Source organism: Trichocoleus sp. FACHB-591, from assembly GCF_014695845.1.
In the GTDB taxonomy this organism is placed as follows: Bacteria; Cyanobacteriota; Cyanobacteriia; order FACHB-46; family FACHB-46; genus Trichocoleus.
This window is the reverse complement of sequence record NZ_JACJPA010000017.1, coordinates 149,261-166,178: the sequence shown is the minus strand read 5'-3', so window position 1 is coordinate 166,178 and position 16,918 is coordinate 149,261. Positions and strand designations below refer to the sequence as shown.

Sequence of the window (16,918 nt, the reverse complement as noted above, 5' to 3'; positions counted from 1 at the left end):
CCTATGTCTCAATCTTCAGAACCAAATTCACTACATCTCTGGTTTCCGAACTTGTTTGAGTTCAAAGGTGGCATTCAAGTTTATCTAGGTGATGTGCTGCAAGCTTTAACAAAAGCGTTCCCCACCCTAAACATTACTGTTCATGACAAGCTAGATCGCTCTTACCCTGCTCAAGACTGGCAGCACCATCCCGTTTCATTCATCATGTATGGCAATCAACGCAGTTGGCTAAAAACTCTACATTTTGCCCTAGGCATCACTTTAAGTGCATTAAAACAACGTCCAAAGTTAATTCTGTGCGGTCATCTTAACTTCGCGCCCGTCGCCTATTGGCTGAACCGTTTTACAGGCATTCCTTACTGGATTTTAGTTTATGGCGTGGATGCTTGGGAAATCGAGAGTTCGATGAAAGAAAAGGCCCTCCAAGCTGCTGCAAAAATTATCTCAATTAGTCAGTACACCCGCGATCGCCTCATTGATGAGCAACACTTAGATACCAACCAATTTTCTCTATTGCCCGTCACGTTCGATACCCAACGCTTCCAACCAGCTTCTAAACCTGACTATTTACTCAAGCGATACAATCTCACATCAGAACAGCCCATCATCCTTACTGTAGCCCGCTTGTCACGAGCCGAGCGCTACAAAGGATACGACAAGATCCTGGAAGCTTTACCTACCATTCGTCAAACTATCCCTAATATTCATTATGTTCTGGTAGGTAAAGGAGATGATCGTGCACGAGTTGAGCAACTGATTACACAGCTTGGCCTACAGGGCTATGTAACCTTAACGGGCTTTGTCCCTGATCAGGAACTCTGTGATCATTACAATCTCTGTGATGTGTTTGCCATGCCCAGTAAAGGAGAAGGGTTCGGCATTGTGTATCTAGAAGCACTAGCTTGTGGTAAACCCACGCTAGGAGGCAACCAAGATGGAGCGATCGATGCGCTTTGCCAAGGCGAATTAGGGGCTCTAGTTGATCCAGACGATGCAGTTCAAATTGCCCAAACCATCATTCAAATTTTAGAACAAGCCTATCCCAACCCTGTTCTCTATCAGCCCGAAAAACTGCGGCAGAGAGTAAACGACATTTATGGGCTTGAACCTTTCCAACAAAAACTCACTAATTTAATCGCAACTCATCCTTGGGAGAGCTAGAGATGAAGGTTTTACATGTGCTGCCTTCCGTTAGCCCTCTTTTAGGTGGACCTACTCATGTGGTGCTGCATTTAGTTAAAGCATTGCGAGATATAGGAATAGAGGCTGAGATTGCCACAACTAACGATAATGGCAATACCACCTTAGATGTTCCTCTCCAGCAGAGAACCGAGTACCAGCAAGTACCCATTTGGTTCTTTCCCCGCTTTCCGCTACGGATGAAAGAATTTCTTTTTTCTGCTGAGCTAACTCGTTGGCTGTGGCAACATCTTTCTGAATATGACACCTTAGAAACTCATTATTTGTTTTCCTACGCTTCAACCTGTGCAGGCGCGATCGCTCGTCATCAGAAAATTCCCTACACAGTGCGTACAATGGGTCAGCTTTCTCCTTGGGCGCTAGCTCAAAGCCAAACTAAAAAACGGCTCTACAGCCGACTAATTGAACAGCGTAATCTTCAACAGGCAACAGCAATTCACTGTACTGCTCTGGGTGAAGCTGAAGATGTCCGAAAATTTGGGATTTACACCCCTACCATCACCATTCCTCTGGGAGTTGACATACCAAGCCCATACCCCGAAGCCAGAAGGTTGTTAGGTGAAAAATATGGGATAGCTGCTGATATCCCAGTGATTTTATTCTTGTCTCGCCTGCATTACAAAAAGCGGCCAGATCTATTACTCCAATCTCTCAGTTCCTTGGCTAAGGAAGGGCATTCTTTCCACCTATGTTTAGCGGGTGCTGGAGAGCCAGATTATCTCAACTATCTCCAAACTCTCATTGCTTCCTTAGATCTGACCGCTCAAACTTCCTTGACTGGATTTGCTGCTGGTCGAGATAAAGAGATACTTCTACAAGGCTCCGACGTTTTTGTCTTACCGTCTTTTTCAGAAAACTTTGGTGTGGCAGTAGCGGAAGCAATGGCTGCTGGGTTGCCTGTCATCATTACACCCGATGTCCAAATCGCCTCAGACATCGCTAGAGCTGAAGCGGGGCTGATTGTTGAGGGTGAAGTCGAACCCTTATCCGCAGCGATCGCCCAACTCCTCAACTCGCCGGAGTCACGACAGCAACTCGGAGAGAACGGGCGGCAATTTGCCCAATTTCATTACTCCTGGGACGCGATCGCCCAGCAACTGGCAGCAGCTTACACCGCGATTGTACAGAAACAACCACTACCGCATTCTCTTACTCAACTCAGAGATTAGTGTTGGCACTTGTCTCTCTGCAAGCACCGCTCAGTTGGTATGGCTTGGGCGATCGCTGCTCTTAAGAAAAGTGCTGAACTGGTAAACGAATAATAAACTCTGCTCCTCCCTCTGGGCCAGAACCAATTTCGATTTCACCTTGGTGCTTTTCGACAATTTGATAGCAAATGGCGAGACCTAAACCAGTGCCTTGGCCTACGGGTTTAGTAGTAAAAAAGGGATCGAACAATTTATTCTTAATTTCTAGCGGAATCCCACAACCGTTATCTTGAATACGGACCTGAACTTGATGAGAATTCGTTAGTTCAGTTTGGATAGTGATTTGTTTGTGGGCTTTGCCTGAGTCTTCTAACAGCGCGTCCATCGCATTATTCAGAATATTCATGAATACCTGATTGAGCTGAGCGGGGTAACACTCGACTAAAGGTAAGTCATAGTAGCTCTTAATAATAGTAATTCCTTGCTTGATACGATGATTCAGAATAAGAAGAGTACTGTCAATGCCTTCGTGCAAATTAACTCGTTTCATTTCAGCTTGATCAAGCCGAGAAAAATTACGTAGGGATAAGACAATTTGACGAATTCGATCTGCACCTATTTTCATCGAGGATAGGGTTTTAGGGAGATCTTGGGCTACAAAATCTAAATCAATTGTTTCAATATAACTTTGAATTTTTGTGCTTGGCTGAGGATATTCTTCTTGATAAAGATGAACTAAATCTAGTAGCTCTTGAATATAATTTTCAATATGCTTGAGATTGCCATAGATGAAGTTAACAGGATTATTAATTTCATGGGCTACTCCTGCCACCATCTGGCCCAAGCTCGACATCTTCTCGGTTTGAATTAACTGCGATTGCGTTTTTCGCAACTCTTGCAAAGCTTGTTCTAGCTTCTGAGTTTGAGCTTGCGCCGTCAGTGCGGCAGTCTGGGCTTGATGATTAAGATAAGCTCTGGAATGATATCGCAGGCGAGCAACTAATTCGATTTTATCGGGGAGTTTAACTAAGTAGTCATTAATTCCTAATGCAAAAGCTTCCGCTTTGACTTTCGGTTCATCTTTGGTCGAAAGTACAATTAATGGGATATTGCAAGTAATGGGATTAGAGCGGAACTGACGAACTAACATCAACCCGTCGATGTTAGGCATAACTAGATCTTGCAAAATGACTGTTGGAGCAACTTCTTCAGCAAGATGGATTGCTTGCGCAGCATCGTTACAATAATGAAAAATTACATCTGGTTCGGAAGCCAGCATCCGCCGAATTGCTTCACCAATAATAATTTGATCATCAATGAGCAAAACAACAATTTGGGGAGCAGGTGAAAGTATGGTGGATTCACTGAATGCTTCCGGACTTTTAGTAACAATTTCTGGTGGCATTGACATCATAAGCCAGGCTGATGAAATGGCTAGTATTTAGGGCATGAATGTGTGTGATGAGGAAAACTTGAAGTAAGTGATAAACCGACTGATTGCACCTAATAGAGTTAATAATAATACTGTTTTCTGAGAGTATATTCTGTTAGTCTAGTTCATAAGGTATAGTTCCTTAATCCGCATTTTGGCTAATTTTCTTCCATCAACTGACTGGATAAGTCTGGCCCTAATTTGGTCATTCTAGAAGTGAACCTCAGCGATCGCGCCGGAAATTGGCTGAGTTGCTAGAAATTCTGTTCGGCTTAGTAGGACTGCCCTATGTTGATGCTGCTCTTTGCAATTGATGATGAGCGTTATGCCTTGGAGAGCCAGCAGGTGGTAGAGGTGCTACCGCTAATAGGACTGACAAAACCGCACCAAGCACCTGCCTATGTATCCGGTCTGTTGCACTACCGTGGTCATATGGTGCCTGTGGTAGATCTATGCCAGCTGGTTCGTCGTCGTCCTTGTCGATCCTACTTAAGTACTCGAATTATTGTGGCTCGCTTTCTCAGTGCCGAGAACCAGACACAAATATTAGGCTTACTGGCAGAGAGAGTGACGCAAACTTTTAATACGTCTAGTACTACGCTGGTTCCTGCGGGAATGGTGGTGGATACAGCTCCTTATTTAGGCAAAAGATTAATGGATACCCAAGGTGTGATCCAGTGCCTTGATGTGGAACACCTATTATCTCCAGTGCAGCTACCTCCAACGCAAGTAATTGATCTACCAGTTGTGCAATAAAGTACCTGAGAATGATAGAAGCTACAATCGAGAATTTACTCAGGCAGAAGATTGGCTTGAATGCTGCTGCCATTGGTTCTAATACGATCGCTAGAGCGGTTCGATCTCGCATGGCAAGCTGTGGCCTAGTAGACATGGCAGCTTATCTAACTCAATTGCACACTTCGGGGACAGAATTGGCAGCCCTGATCGAGACTGTGGTGGTGCCAGAAACTTGGTTTTTTCGCGATCGCGAGCCGTTCGTGTTATTGGCACACTATGTGATGTCGGAGTGGCTACCTGCCCACCCCAATCAAGTTTTCAGGATCTTGAGTGCGCCTTGCTCGACTGGGGAAGAACCTTATTCAATGGCGATCGCTTTGTTAGAAGCAGGGTTAGGAGCAGAACAATTTCAAGTTGATGCTGTTGATATTAGCCAAAAGGCTCTACAAAAAGCCCAACTAGCTGTTTATGACGAGTACTCATTTCGCGGCAAAGCTGCGATCGGAAGGGAAGAGGCTCTGAATCAAGGAGGCGAAAAAAATAGCTTTTTGAAGGAGAAATACTTTCAGCGAGTTGTGGCTGGGTATTCGCTCAATGAGCCTGTTAGAAAAACAGTTAATTTTATCCAAGGGAATGTATTAGATTCCAATCTTTTCTGGGATCAACCAGCTTATGATGTGGTTTTTTGCCGCAACTTACTAATTTATTTAGATCAGCCAGCAAGGCAGCAAACAATTCATCGTTTAGATCGCTTGCTAATTAAAAATGGCTTGTTCTTTGTCGGTCACTCAGAAATGGGACAACTGCCTCCATCCCGATTTAGTCCCATTCGGCACGCTTTAGCATTTGCTTTCCGTAAGGTTGAGTCTGGTACTCAAGATAAAGCCCCCGTATTGACGACTTACAATCAGCAGGGACAAAAGCGGAATGCTTCTCCAGCCCAAGCTAGTAGAAATACAACATCCACTCGCAAAGCGATTGAGTTGCAACCGACAAATGTTCCTAGCATTGAGGCAAAACCTATATTGGTGAATGCTCGCTCTACTGCTGTGTCTGACTCCCAAAAAGCATCTTTGACTGCTGCCAAAACGCTAGCGGATGGCGGGCAATTGGTTGAAGCAGTTGCAGCCTGTGAAGCGTATCTCAACCAAAATCGTAATAATGCTGAGGCTTATTGCCTTTTAGGGCAACTCTATCAAGCTGTAGACCAAGAAACTGAAGCTGAGCAATGTTTTCGCAAAGCTGTCTACTTACAACCGCACCACGAAGAAGCTCTGCTGCACTTGGTCTTACTAAAAGAGCAGTCGGGTGATCTGGCGAGTGCTCTGGTGTTGCGGCAACGGTTGCAGCGAATTCATTTATCTGAGCACTAAATATAATGCTGAATTTTTAGCTTAAAACCTATATCTAAGATTAATTTAAGCCTTTGCGGAGGCTTGTTTTTAGTAACTTTGTGTTTCTAAAACTGCTTCTGGCAGATGCAAAATTTTAGTGAATCTGAGCTGAGATTAGGGAAATATAAGTTATCTATTCCTGTTCAACGTTCTTGATGAAGTTTGATTTTGACCTCTCAAGATTTCGTGGCTAAGCAGGTGGACACAATCCTGTACCATCCGGGATTCCGAGTTGTATTTGCTGAAGTGGCTTGTTATGGCAAGCGATCGCAAACTTCTGTTGTAGCTTTACCTTGATAGAAAAATCTTATGCTCAAGAACATGTCACTACAGAATCGCTTGATTGGCTCATTTGGGGTAATGAGTGCGATCGTTTTAGTTGCTGCGAGTGTCGGATGGTTAGGTATTTCTCGTCTAAATAAACATATTGACACTCTGACTAAAAATAGTCTTCCTAGTGTAGCTGGTATTTGGAAAATCAATGAGGGACAAACTCAAATTCAGTCCGCTATGCGAGCCTTGGTTAACCCTGAAATTAGCGAGAGTGACAAAGAGACTGAGCTAATCAGAATCAAGAAGGCTTGGGAGCAAATTGATGCTGGCTTTAAACAATACGAGTCAACGCCTCAAACCCCTGAAGAAGCTAGGCTTTACAAATCCGCTTTTCAGCCTCACTGGGTGGAGTGGAAAACAGATCAAGAACGATTTCTTCAGCTTTACGAAGAAGCTAAGCAAAGCGGTTTAACTGAATCTGAAGTGCAAACTCTCAACCGCTTTTTGTCTCAACAAGAACGTCCTACTTTTGATGTAGCTACAGAGGATCTGCTTAGGCTTCTGGACACCAATACTGAAGTTGCGAAGGCCGCTCAGGTTATGGCTATTCAAGATAGTAGTCAGACTTCGTTCTGGGTGGTATTTACGTTAGTGACAGGACCAACAGTAGCGATCGCTTTGGGCATCTATCTCAGTCGCACGATCGCGAAGCCTTTGGGAGCAAAAGTTGCCAATGTGGTATTGGTAGCAGAACAAATTTCAGCTGGAGATTTAACTACGCAGGTTGAGAGTGCTAATAACAGCAACGATGAAGTTGACAAGCTGTTGGTCGCTTTTCAATCTATGACTCATAACCTCAACTCTCTGATCCGCCAGGTACAGCAATCGGGTATTCAAGTGACGACTTCTGCAACGAAGATTGCAGCCTCTGGCAAACAATTGGAAGCCACCGTCACAGAGCAGGTTGCGGCAACCAATGAAGTAGTAGTGACCGCAAAAGAAATTGCTGCCACTTCGGGAGAACTGGCTAACACGATGGAAGAAGTTGCAACCATGTCTCAAGAGACAACGGTGGCTGCTGCTACCAACCAAGAAGACTTGCTGCGAATGGCAACTACGATGCGTCAGCTAGTGGCTGCTACTAATTCCATTTCTGCCAAGCTGGAAATTATTAGTGAGAAGGCCAACAACATTAACAGTGTGGTTAACACGATTACTAAAGTGGCAGACCAGACTAATCTTCTCTCGCTCAATGCGGCTATTGAAGCAGAGAAAGCTGGGGAATACGGTTTGGGCTTTGCTGTGGTGGCAAGGGAAATTCGTCGATTAGCCGACCAAACCGCTGTGGCTACCCTCGATATTGAGCAGATGGTGAAGGAGATGCAATCTTCTGTCTCCACCGGAGTGATGGAGATGGACAAGTTTACCAAAGAAGTGGGCCGAGGCGTGGAGGATGTAGGCACTATCAGTGAGCAGTTAGGAGAAATTATTGAGCAAGTACAAGCACTATCACCCCGCTTTTCTGTGGTGAATCAAGGGATGGAAGCACAATCTCAAGGAGCGCAACAAATCAGTGAGGCAATGGTGCAGTTGAGCGAAACCTCTGTGCAGACAGCAGATGCCTTGCAAGAAATTAATCGAGCGATCGAGCAGTTGAACCAAGCAGCTCAGGGTTTGCGCCAAGAAATTTCTCGCTTTAAGGTAGGCGCGATCGCGCTTGAACCCCAACCTGCCTATAGCTACTAGATTGACAGGTAGAGGCGCTAGCACCCAGATTGATCACGGTCAATCAAGGCATGGAAGGCCAGGCTCAAGGCGCTCAACAAATCAACGAAGCCATGATGCAACTGCGAGATACCTCTGAGCAGACGGCAGATTCTCTTAAGGAAATTAATCAGGCGATCGACTTGCTGAAAGAGGTGGCCCAGATACTAAAGGAGGAGATTTCGCGCTTCAAAGTCAACTCATCTAAGTACAAAGCCTATGTTGAAGCATAAGAAACTAAGAGACCGGATCTTGATAGGCTACTCCCTACCAATTTTGTGTTTAGTGGGGCTAGGTGGAATCGTTCATGTAAATACAAGCAATGCTTTTCAAAGACAGGCAGAAGAAAAGATAGCTCAGACCACCATTATTGAGGTTGACCAAATGGTGCTGGGTGTTGCCAGAATGGTCAGAAATGTCCGAGGCTATCTGCTATTCCCAGAAGATAAAAGCTATATCCAATCCTATGATCAAGGTTTAGAACTATTCAATCAATCTTATGGAAAGCTGGATCAACAAGCGCAGAGTTTAGAGCGTCAGCAGCAAATAGCGGATCTTGCCAAAAAGGTGAACCGAAATGAAACAATTGCTCAGAAGATTTTTGAGCTAATTGACTCAGGGCAATTGGTTGAAGCTAAAGCTCTGATGAAATCTCTGCGAATGGATGATATTGACGAAGCTCGACAACAAATTTTGCAGGTAGAGCAGGCTGCATTACAGCGCTTGGAGCAAGAATCTGAATCTGCCCAAAAACTAGTTGTTGTTTCAGTTTTTTTGGGCGTAATTATATCTGTTGTTTTTAATCTGATCATCGGGCTTTGGCTTTCTCGGCAAGTGGAGTCTCAGATTGCGGAGATTGTAGATGTTGCGGAGAAAATCTCTGTCGGTGATTTAACCGTAAAGGTAAAAACTGATATTAGCGATCGCAATGAAATCGGTCAGCTTCTCCTCGCCTTTCAAAGGATGATTCGGGGACTCAGTGGCTTCGTTGGCCAAGTCCAACAATCTGGCATTCAAGTGACGGCTTCTATCACCAAGCTGACTGCTTTTGGGAAACAACTAGAGGCGACTGTGACTGAACAAGTGGCTTCGACCCGCGAGGTAGTGGCGACAGCAAAACAGATTGCGGTTACTTCTGAAGACTTAGTGCAAACGATGGAAGTAGTTGCTGCTAAGTCTCAGACTACGGCTGCTAGTGCCAGTGTGAGCCAGGTTAACCTCACGGCTATGGCTAATTCGATGCAGCAATTAATGAGGTCAACCACCTCCATTACCTCCAGGCTGGAGGTGATTCGCGAAAAGGCTCAAAGCATTAATGGTGTGGTTAAGACCATTACCAAAGTGGCTGACCAAACGAATTTACTCTCTTTAAATGCTGCGATCGAGGCGGAAAAAGCAGGAGAACAGGGGTTGGGCTTTGCGGTAGTGGCGAGAGAGATTCGCCGCTTGGCCGACCAAACCGCTGTGGCTACTTTAGATATTGAGCAAACAGTGAAAGAAATGCAGGCTTCTGTCTCCACTGGGGTGATGGAAATGGATAAGTTCAACCAGGAAGTGAAGCAGGGAGCTGAGGAAGTCAGGGAAATTAGCCAGCAAATGGGTCAGATTATTGAGCAGGTGACAACACTGACTCCGCAATTTTTGATTGTGACGCAGGGGATGGAAACTCAGGCACAAGGGGCACAACAGATTAGTGATGTCATGGTGCAACTGAGTGATGTATCGACGCAAACGGCTGATTCACTCCAAGAAATTAATCGAGCGATCGCCCAGCTAGGGGAAGTAGCGCAAGGATTGCATCAAGAGATTGCTCGGTTTCAAGTCAGCGATCGCCCAATTTCCCATTAAAGCTCTTACATCAGAACGGTCTCGGTTCAAATTTACGGCAGCTTATGAATCAACTAAACTTGTCATCTCCTTCCGAACGCTGCTGGAATACCATCGGTGTCTCCGGCGATCGCGCCTGCCCCGAACTTTTGGAGATGATTCATTGCCGCAACTGTCCTGTCTACGCCCAAGCGGGACGCAGTTTATTAGAGCGAGAGATCCCGGCTAATTATCTGCTGGAGTGGGCTAGCTCCTTAGCTGAGGAGAAAATAGAGCAGACGGCGGGCACTCTATCAGTAGTGATCTTTCGCTTGGGCCAGGAATGGTTAGCCCTATCAGCGCTGTTGTTTCAGGAGATTACCCAAGTTAGCTCAGTTCGGACTTTGCCGCACCGGAGTAACCAGATCTTTCAAGGCTTGGTGAATATTCGCGGTGAGTTGCAATTGTGTATCTCTCTGCGTGATCTGCTCGGTATTGGTCAGGTGGCTGCTACTTCAACCACGCATCAGATGGCCTATCAGCGCATGGTGGTGGTGCAAAGCCAGAAAAGTAGCTGGGTATTTCCCGTTGATGAAGTCTATGGTGTGCAGCGCATTCACCCCGATGACATCCGCAATTTACCTGCAACGCTCTCGAATGCCAAGGATACCTACACCAAGGGCATCATTAACTGGCAAAACCATAGTGTGAACTATTTAGATGACGAGCTGCTGTTTTACACCTTGAACCGGAGGCTGCTGTAGTGAGCGCAAATCAGGATTTTAGCCATTTCTCCATGCTGGAATTGTTCCGGATGGAGGTAGAGGCGCAAGCAGCAGTCTTAAACCACGGTTTGTTGGAGTTAGAAACTCATCCTGGGTTACCTGAAACTCTGGAGTCTTTGATGCGTGCCGCCCACTCGATTAAAGGAGCCGCGCGAATTGTTGATTTAGAGGTGGGCGTCCGACTGGCTCATGTGATGGAAGATTGCTTTGCGAGTGCTCAGATGGGCACTGCAACTTTAGCAGCAGAGCATATTGATGTGCTGCTCCAAGGCGTTGATCTGTTGTTACGGTTAAGCCAAGTTCCAGAGGCTCAATTACAGGAGTGGCTAGCCGAGCAAACGGCGGGGATTGAAGCGCTGGTCAAGGCGATCGCCACTTTACTAGACCCACAATCAGACCTACAACCGCCATCTCTCGCCAACGAACTAGCAGTCATTTCTAACGCCACCGTTTCAGTAGAAATCACTCCAGTTGTCACGATCGCGCCTGAGGAACTGAATCAAGCACCGATTCTAGAAGCAGAAGCGATCGCAACGCATCTGCCAACTGTGGGCTTAACTGTGGCAGAGAGCCAAATTGCCACCACAGCGATCGCTGATCCGGTTGCTTCCGGCGCGGCATTATCCGCCACAGCTAAAGCGACACCGCTCAGCTCGTCTGGTATGCAGACAGCCGACAACTTAGATCGGGTGGTTCGAGTCAGTGCCGACAACCTCAGTCGTTTGATGGGATTGGCAGGAGAATCGCTAGTAGAAGCAAATTGGCTGCAACCATTTGCCGATTCGCTATTAAAACTGAGGCGGCAACAAACAGATCTGTCCACTTTATTAGAAAAGTTGCAGGAATCTTTAGTCGGACAGCCCTTAAATCAGCGCAGCGAAAACTACCTCAATACCGTGCGGCAGCAAGCGACTGATTGCCGTCAGATGTTGAGCGATCGCTTGAATGAACTGGAACTATTTGCCCGTCGTTCTGCCAATTTGTCCGATCGTCTCTATCGCGAAGTTTTGGCGAGCCACATGCGTCCCTTTGCCGATGGCGTTCAGGCATTTCCGCGCATGGTGCGAGATTTAGGCAGGCAGCTAGATAAGCAAATCCGCTTTGAAGTTTTGGGCAAAGCTACAGATGTAGACCGAGACATTCTAGAAAAGCTAGAAGCACCGCTCACGCACCTGCTCCGCAACGCGGTTGACCACGGCATTGAATCAGTCGCAGAGCGCTTAGCAGCAGGTAAATCAGCAGAAGGATTAGTGCGCCTAGAAGCATTACATCAGGGCGGCATGCTTTCGATCACCGTGTCTGATGACGGACGAGGCATGGATTTTGAGCGTTTACGCGCCAAGATCGTCAGCAAACAATTGGTCAGCCCTGAGATGGCTCCTCAACTCACAGAAGCGGAGCTAATTGAGTTTCTGTTCCTCCCAGGCTTTTCCACCAGCGATACCGTGACCGAGCTTTCGGGACGGGGTGTGGGGCTAAATATTGTGCAAAACATGATTCAGGAAGTTGGGGGGAGCTTACGGGCGATCTCTAAACCAGGTAAAGGCATGACTTTTTACCTGCAATTGCCCCTGACTTTATCAGTCATTCGCACGCTTTTGGTCGAGATTTCTGGTGAGCCTTATGCCTTGCCGCTGACTCGGATCGACCGCATTGTCATGGTAGAACCAGAGGCGATCGCCGTGGCAGAAAACCGCCAGTTCTTCACTATTGATGAGCAAAATATTGGTCTAGTGGTGGCTCATCAAGTTCTAGAGCTACCTGCCTCTTCCGGTCATGCCAAGGATCTCCCGATCATCGTAATCAGCGATCGCTTGAGCTGCTATGGCTTAGTGGTAGATCGGTTTCTGGGTGAACGAGATCTAGTGGTCAGGCCTCTCGATTCCCGCTTGGGTAAGGTAAAAAACATTAGCGCGGCGGCTCTCCTGGAAGATGGTTCTCCGGTCCTCCTCATCGATGTGGAAGACATGGTGCGATCGATTGATCAACTGCTAGCTAATGGTCAGCTTAGTCATATCAGTCGTAAAACAGCCCAGCTAGCACCTAAAGCTCAAAAACGCGTTTTAGTCGTAGATGACTCCATTACGGTGCGGGAAATGGAGCGGAAGTTATTGCAAAACAAAGGATATGCGGTGGAAGTAGCGGTTAATGGTATAGATGGCTGGAATGCGATTCGTACGGGACATTTTGATTTGGTCGTCACGGATATTGACATGCCTCGGATGAATGGGATTGAGCTGATTGGCCAATTGAAGCAACATGCCACCTTGAAATCCTTACCCGTGATTATTGTGTCGTACAAAGACCGAGAAGAAGACCGCATGCGGGGGTTGGAAGTGGGAGCGGACTACTACCTAACTAAAAGTAGCTTTCATGACGACACCCTCCTCAAGGCCGTGCGCGATCTCATCGGTGAGGCGATCGCATGAGAGTTGCCATAGTCAATGACATGCTGCTGGCGGTAGAAGCGCTTCGCCGTGTAGTTGCCAGCGCTCCAGAATACGAAGTCGCTTGGATAGCTCGCAATGGAGCCGAAGCGGTGACGAAAGCCGCTCAAGACACCCCAGACTTAATTTTGATGGATTTGTTGATGCCTGAGTTGGATGGAGTCGCTGCAACCCGCCAAATTATGGCTCAATCTCCCTGCGCTATCGTACTAGTCACCGCAACGGTGAGCGGCCACGGCGCTAAGGTGTTTGAAGCAATGGGTTATGGCGCTTTAGATGCAGTGAACACGCCTATTTTGGGGCCACAAGGACAAGGGGCGAGTGGCACTGAAGTACTGGCTAAAATTGCGATGGTAGCTAAGCTGATTGGCAAGTCTACAGCCCGAAAGTCGCGATCGCCAAACTCGGTGCAGCCAGACAGCTTCGCTCATTCGACGCCTCCTTTGGTCGTGATTGGCGCTTCCACTGGAGGACCGCAAGCGCTGCGAACCATTTTGTCCCAGTTCCCAGCTAATTTTCCGGCAGCGGTGGTCATCATTCAGCATGTCGATGCTCAATTTGCTCCCGGTTTAACTGAATGGATGAATCAGCAAACCACTATCCCGGTAAAAATTGCCCAGCATGGCCAAGTCCTTCAGGCGGGTACTGTTTCTGTCGCTAGTACTAACCATCACTTGATTGTGCAAGCAGATCTGACTTTGGCCTATACGCCAGAGCCATCCCAGTGTGTCTATCGCCCCTCCGTAGATGTCTTTTTCAACAGCGTAGCGGCTCACTGGCCCCGTAAAGGAGTGGCAGTGCTGCTCACGGGGATGGGCAAAGACGGCGCGGTGGGTCTCAAATCTCTCTATGCCGCAGGCTGGCATACGATCGCTCAAAATCGCGAGACTTGTGTGGTCTATGGCATGCCCAAAGCTGCGGTTGAGTTGGGTGCTGCAAAAGAAGTTTTACCTCTACCTGCGATCGCGTCTGCTTGTATGGAACAGGTTTCACGCCGCTGGACTAGACGGGCTTAGATGAAGATTTTGCTTGCTTGGTTCGCAGGAGCAAAGTGCTGTGGTTATCGATCAATGCAGGACTACCCCAACGATTGGTGGCGCTAAAGCTCTCAAAGTACTGCTGTGCGGCTAAAGGAAAGTGCGAGAAGTCAAACAAAGCGTCCCCATCCGCAATTTTGGCCCAGAAGTAGCGTAGGCTCGGCAGCAAAACTTCAGCTTCTTCTGGTGGCAAATTGAGCGGTGGTTGAGTCAGCAGTTTCAGCATGAAGGGATGACTGCGATCGCCCATCCATTGACGAGAGGCTTGTTGCAGTTGCGGCCAATCGGGCACGGCGTCAACCCGATGGGATTCTACTTGCAGCCATTGTTGGCCCTGGCGATCGCGATGAAACTGCAAAACTCGATAGGGATGGGGATAGCTGACCAAGGAGCCAGTGGTGATCTCGTAAATACCTTGGTACTGAGCAATATCCTGCACATGCAGATGCCCAGTAAATACAAGCTGCACCTCCGCGTCTTGCAGCATTTGCAAGAGCGTTGACGCATTGTCTAGCATGTAGCGGCGGCCCAATGGGTGTTGCGATTGGTTGGGCAGGTGCTCTACTACGTTGTGATGCAGCATTACTAGCACTAATTCGTCCGGTTCGATTTCGGCTAAAACGTGACTGAGCCAGTTAAGCTGCTGCTCATCTAGACAACCTGTTTGTTTGCCTTGGGCGTCAAATTGGTTGGAGTTCAGCCCAATTAAGCGCACTCCAGGCAAGAGTTCACAGGTGTAATCCATCCGAGAGGTATCTTCATAGCCGAACTTATGGTAGTAGGTGGGAAAATCAGCCCAACCAATCGAAGTGCCATCAGGCATAGGGGTTGGGACATCATGATTACCAGGCACAACGTACGTGGGAAAAGGGAGTTGTGCTAATCGCTCCGTCAGCCAAGCATGATTTTCGGGTTCGCCATGCTGGGTGAGATCGCCAGGAATGAGTAAAAAATCAAGATTTAGTTGCTCTAAGTGCGCCAAAATAATTTCCAGGGCAGGGATGCTCACCTCGACCAAGTGAAACCGATTAGGATGCTCCCAAATAGTATGGGGTAAGGCAACATGGAGATCGCTGACAACAGCGAAGCGAAACTGCAAGCTCATAAGGTGATTTTTTAAAGCGGGTGATCAAACGGTTACAGCAACTCCACCCTTGATGGCGGAGAACTAACTTGGGAATCGATTAAATTGGTTTATATTGTCGCAAACTGATTTCCTCTCAAGGATAATCCTGAGAAGAAATTACGGTACAGCTTGTTCAGCATTTACGAGAGGAAGCATTAACCTTGTCACTGGTTCGAGTTCGAGAACACGTTAATCCGCTGAGCCGCAAATATCAAAGTCCAGTTCATCCCCCGGATTGGAACCAAGTGTATACGGACTCAAACCAGCCGCTACATTTGGACATTGGCTGTGCGAGAGGTCGTTTTGTGCTGAGTATGGCGCAAACGGAACCGAGTTGGAATTTCTTAGGTTTGGAAATTCGGGCTCCTTTGGTAGATCAAGCCAACCAGGAGCGCGATGAGCTGAATTTGCCCAATTTGCACTACTTGTTTTGTAATGCCAATACTTCGGCGCGATCGCTGTTGCACTCTTTACCGAAGGGAGTGTTGCAACGAGTAACGATTCAGTTTCCTGACCCTTGGTTTAAGCGCCGCCACCAAAAGCGACGGGTAGTGCAGCCAGAGTTAGTGAGAGAACTGGCTAGCTATTTGGTTAAGGGTGGCGTTGTCTTTCTTCAGTCTGATATTCAAGAAGTAGCTGTAGAAATGTGCGATCGCTTTGAGGAGCACGCAGCGTTTCAGCGGCAGGGGGAATCTTGGCTGAGTGAAAATCCTCTACCAGTGCCGACGGAACGGGAATGTATGACGTTGGAACGAGGAGGACCTGTCTACCGAGCTTTGTTTGTGCGTACTTAGAGTCAACCCTATGAGTGACCTAGTCAGAGCTGCCAATATCGATCGCGATCGCATCAAGCAAAAAGCTTTGGAGCTAGGCTTTCACAAAGTTGGAATTGCCGCAGTAGACCCCGATGCCAACAGTCCTGAAGTACAGAGGCTGCAAACTTGGTTGAATACAGGCTACCAAGCGGATATGGCTTGGATGGATAATCCTAAACGCCAAGATGTACGCCTAATTATGCCAGAGGTGCAGTCAATCATCTGCGTAGCACTCAACTACTACACTGCCGATCAGCGACCTGAAGGACAAGAGTATGCCAAGATTTCTCGCTACGGCTGGGGGCGGGACTACCATCGCATATTGCATAAAAAACTTAAGGCTTTTGCTAACTGGCTACAAGCCCAAGGGGACGGCATCCAAGCCCGTTACTATGCTGATACAGGCCCTATTCAAGATAAAGCTTGGGCTCAACGAGCGGGCTTGGGGTGGATTGCCAAAAATAGCAACGTGATTACGCGAGAGTATGGTTCTTGGGTTTTTCTTGGGGAAGTGTTAACCAACTTAGCTTTAGAACCCGATCGCCCGCACACCGAGCATTGCGGCACCTGTACCCGTTGCCTGGAGGCATGTCCCACCGGAGCGATCGCCCAACCATTTGTGGTAGATGCCAACCGCTGCATTGCCTACCATACGATTGAGAACCGAGCTGAAACTCTCCCAGAAGCGATCGCGACAAAAATGCAGGGCTGGGTCGCAGGTTGTGATATCTGCCAAGATGTCTGCCCTTGGAACCAACGCTTTGCTCAAGCCACAGACGCCACTGAATTTCAGCCTTACCCCCAGAACGTGGCTCCTAAGCTGAGTGAACTGGCAAACATTTCTGATGAAGAATGCGATCGCCGCTTTCCAGCTTCCGCCCTACGGCGAATTAAACCTGAGATGTTACGTCGTAATGCCCGTGCCAACCTCAGCAATACCTGATACTAAAGAT

General features: G+C 47.4%; 15 protein-coding genes. 13 read left to right on the top strand and 2 right to left on the bottom strand.

Features of this window, described 5'->3' with window-relative positions; translation table 11 throughout:
- Positions 1-3 precede the first annotated feature (3 nt).
- Together H6F90_RS01905 and H6F90_RS01900 are read left to right on the top strand one after the other, a co-directional pair.
- Positions 4-1,161 carry a glycosyltransferase gene (locus tag H6F90_RS01905; protein WP_190549716.1) on the top strand — a complete coding sequence of 386 codons (1,158 nt, stop codon included), beginning with the start codon at positions 4-6 and terminating at the stop codon, positions 1,159-1,161.
- 2 nt (positions 1,162-1,163) lie between these two features.
- Positions 1,164-2,369: a glycosyltransferase gene (locus H6F90_RS01900; protein WP_190549714.1), complete on the top strand. Its 1,206-nt coding sequence runs from the start codon at positions 1,164-1,166 to the stop codon at positions 2,367-2,369.
- A gap of 61 nt (positions 2,370-2,430) precedes the next feature.
- Here H6F90_RS01900 and H6F90_RS01895 read toward each other — a convergent pair whose 3' ends face one another.
- On the bottom strand, positions 2,431-3,762 hold the full coding sequence (locus H6F90_RS01895) for an ATP-binding protein (protein ID WP_199295656.1): 1,332 nt from the start codon (positions 3,760-3,762) through the stop codon (positions 2,431-2,433).
- Between the two features lie 306 nt (positions 3,763-4,068).
- Between H6F90_RS01895 and H6F90_RS01890 the strand changes: the two genes are divergently transcribed.
- The 9 genes from H6F90_RS01890 (at position 4,069) to H6F90_RS01855 (ending at position 14,003) form a co-directional block, all read left to right on the top strand.
- Positions 4,069-4,536 (top strand): chemotaxis protein CheW, encoded by a 468-nt coding sequence (locus H6F90_RS01890; RefSeq protein WP_190549712.1) that lies wholly within the window; start codon positions 4,069-4,071, stop codon positions 4,534-4,536.
- A gap of 11 nt (positions 4,537-4,547) precedes the next feature.
- A complete protein-coding gene (locus tag H6F90_RS01885; protein ID WP_190549710.1) occupies positions 4,548-5,891 on the top strand; it encodes a protein-glutamate O-methyltransferase CheR in 1,344 nt (447 codons plus the stop codon).
- A 189-nt stretch (positions 5,892-6,080) separates the two neighbouring features.
- Positions 6,081-6,209 (top strand): hypothetical protein, encoded by a 129-nt coding sequence (locus H6F90_RS31015; RefSeq protein ID WP_255524954.1) that lies wholly within the window; start codon positions 6,081-6,083, stop codon positions 6,207-6,209.
- A 24-nt stretch (positions 6,210-6,233) separates the two neighbouring features.
- Positions 6,234-7,931, top strand: coding sequence for a methyl-accepting chemotaxis protein (locus tag H6F90_RS01880; RefSeq protein ID WP_242024274.1), 1,698 nt, complete (start codon positions 6,234-6,236; stop codon positions 7,929-7,931).
- A 50-nt stretch (positions 7,932-7,981) separates the two neighbouring features.
- Complete coding sequence (locus H6F90_RS01875; protein ID WP_190549706.1) at positions 7,982-8,182, top strand: hypothetical protein; 201 nt, start codon at positions 7,982-7,984, stop codon at positions 8,180-8,182.
- Entirely contained in the window at positions 8,169-9,797 is a 1,629-nt protein-coding gene (locus H6F90_RS01870) for a methyl-accepting chemotaxis protein (protein ID WP_190549704.1), read from the top strand. The genes H6F90_RS01875 and H6F90_RS01870 overlap by 14 nt, the downstream gene beginning before the upstream one ends.
- A gap of 44 nt (positions 9,798-9,841) precedes the next feature.
- On the top strand, positions 9,842-10,519 hold the full coding sequence (locus H6F90_RS01865; RefSeq protein WP_190549702.1) for a chemotaxis protein CheW: 678 nt from the start codon (positions 9,842-9,844) through the stop codon (positions 10,517-10,519).
- Positions 10,519-12,969, top strand: coding sequence for a response regulator (locus H6F90_RS01860; RefSeq protein WP_370587921.1), 2,451 nt, complete (start codon positions 10,519-10,521; stop codon positions 12,967-12,969). Before H6F90_RS01865 ends, H6F90_RS01860 begins: the two co-directional genes overlap by 1 nt.
- Positions 12,966-14,003 carry a chemotaxis response regulator protein-glutamate methylesterase gene (locus tag H6F90_RS01855; RefSeq protein ID WP_190549700.1) on the top strand — a complete coding sequence of 346 codons (1,038 nt, stop codon included), beginning with the start codon at positions 12,966-12,968 and terminating at the stop codon, positions 14,001-14,003. The genes H6F90_RS01860 and H6F90_RS01855 overlap by 4 nt, the downstream gene beginning before the upstream one ends.
- Here H6F90_RS01855 and H6F90_RS01850 read toward each other — a convergent pair.
- Entirely contained in the window at positions 13,990-15,129 is a 1,140-nt protein-coding gene (locus tag H6F90_RS01850) for a metallophosphoesterase (RefSeq protein WP_190549698.1), read from the bottom strand. The two genes, H6F90_RS01855 and H6F90_RS01850, sit on opposite strands and share 14 nt — an antisense overlap.
- 182 nt (positions 15,130-15,311) lie before the next feature.
- Here H6F90_RS01850 and trmB point away from each other — a divergent pair, with 182 nt between their 5' ends.
- Together trmB and queG are read left to right on the top strand one after the other, a co-directional pair.
- Complete coding sequence (gene trmB, locus H6F90_RS01845) at positions 15,312-15,944, top strand: tRNA (guanosine(46)-N7)-methyltransferase TrmB (RefSeq protein ID WP_190549696.1); 633 nt, start codon at positions 15,312-15,314, stop codon at positions 15,942-15,944.
- 10 nt (positions 15,945-15,954) lie between these two features.
- Positions 15,955-16,908, top strand: a complete 954-nt coding sequence (gene queG / locus H6F90_RS01840; RefSeq protein WP_190549694.1) for a tRNA epoxyqueuosine(34) reductase QueG — start codon at positions 15,955-15,957, stop codon at positions 16,906-16,908.
- The last annotated feature ends 10 nt before the right edge of the window (positions 16,909-16,918 follow it).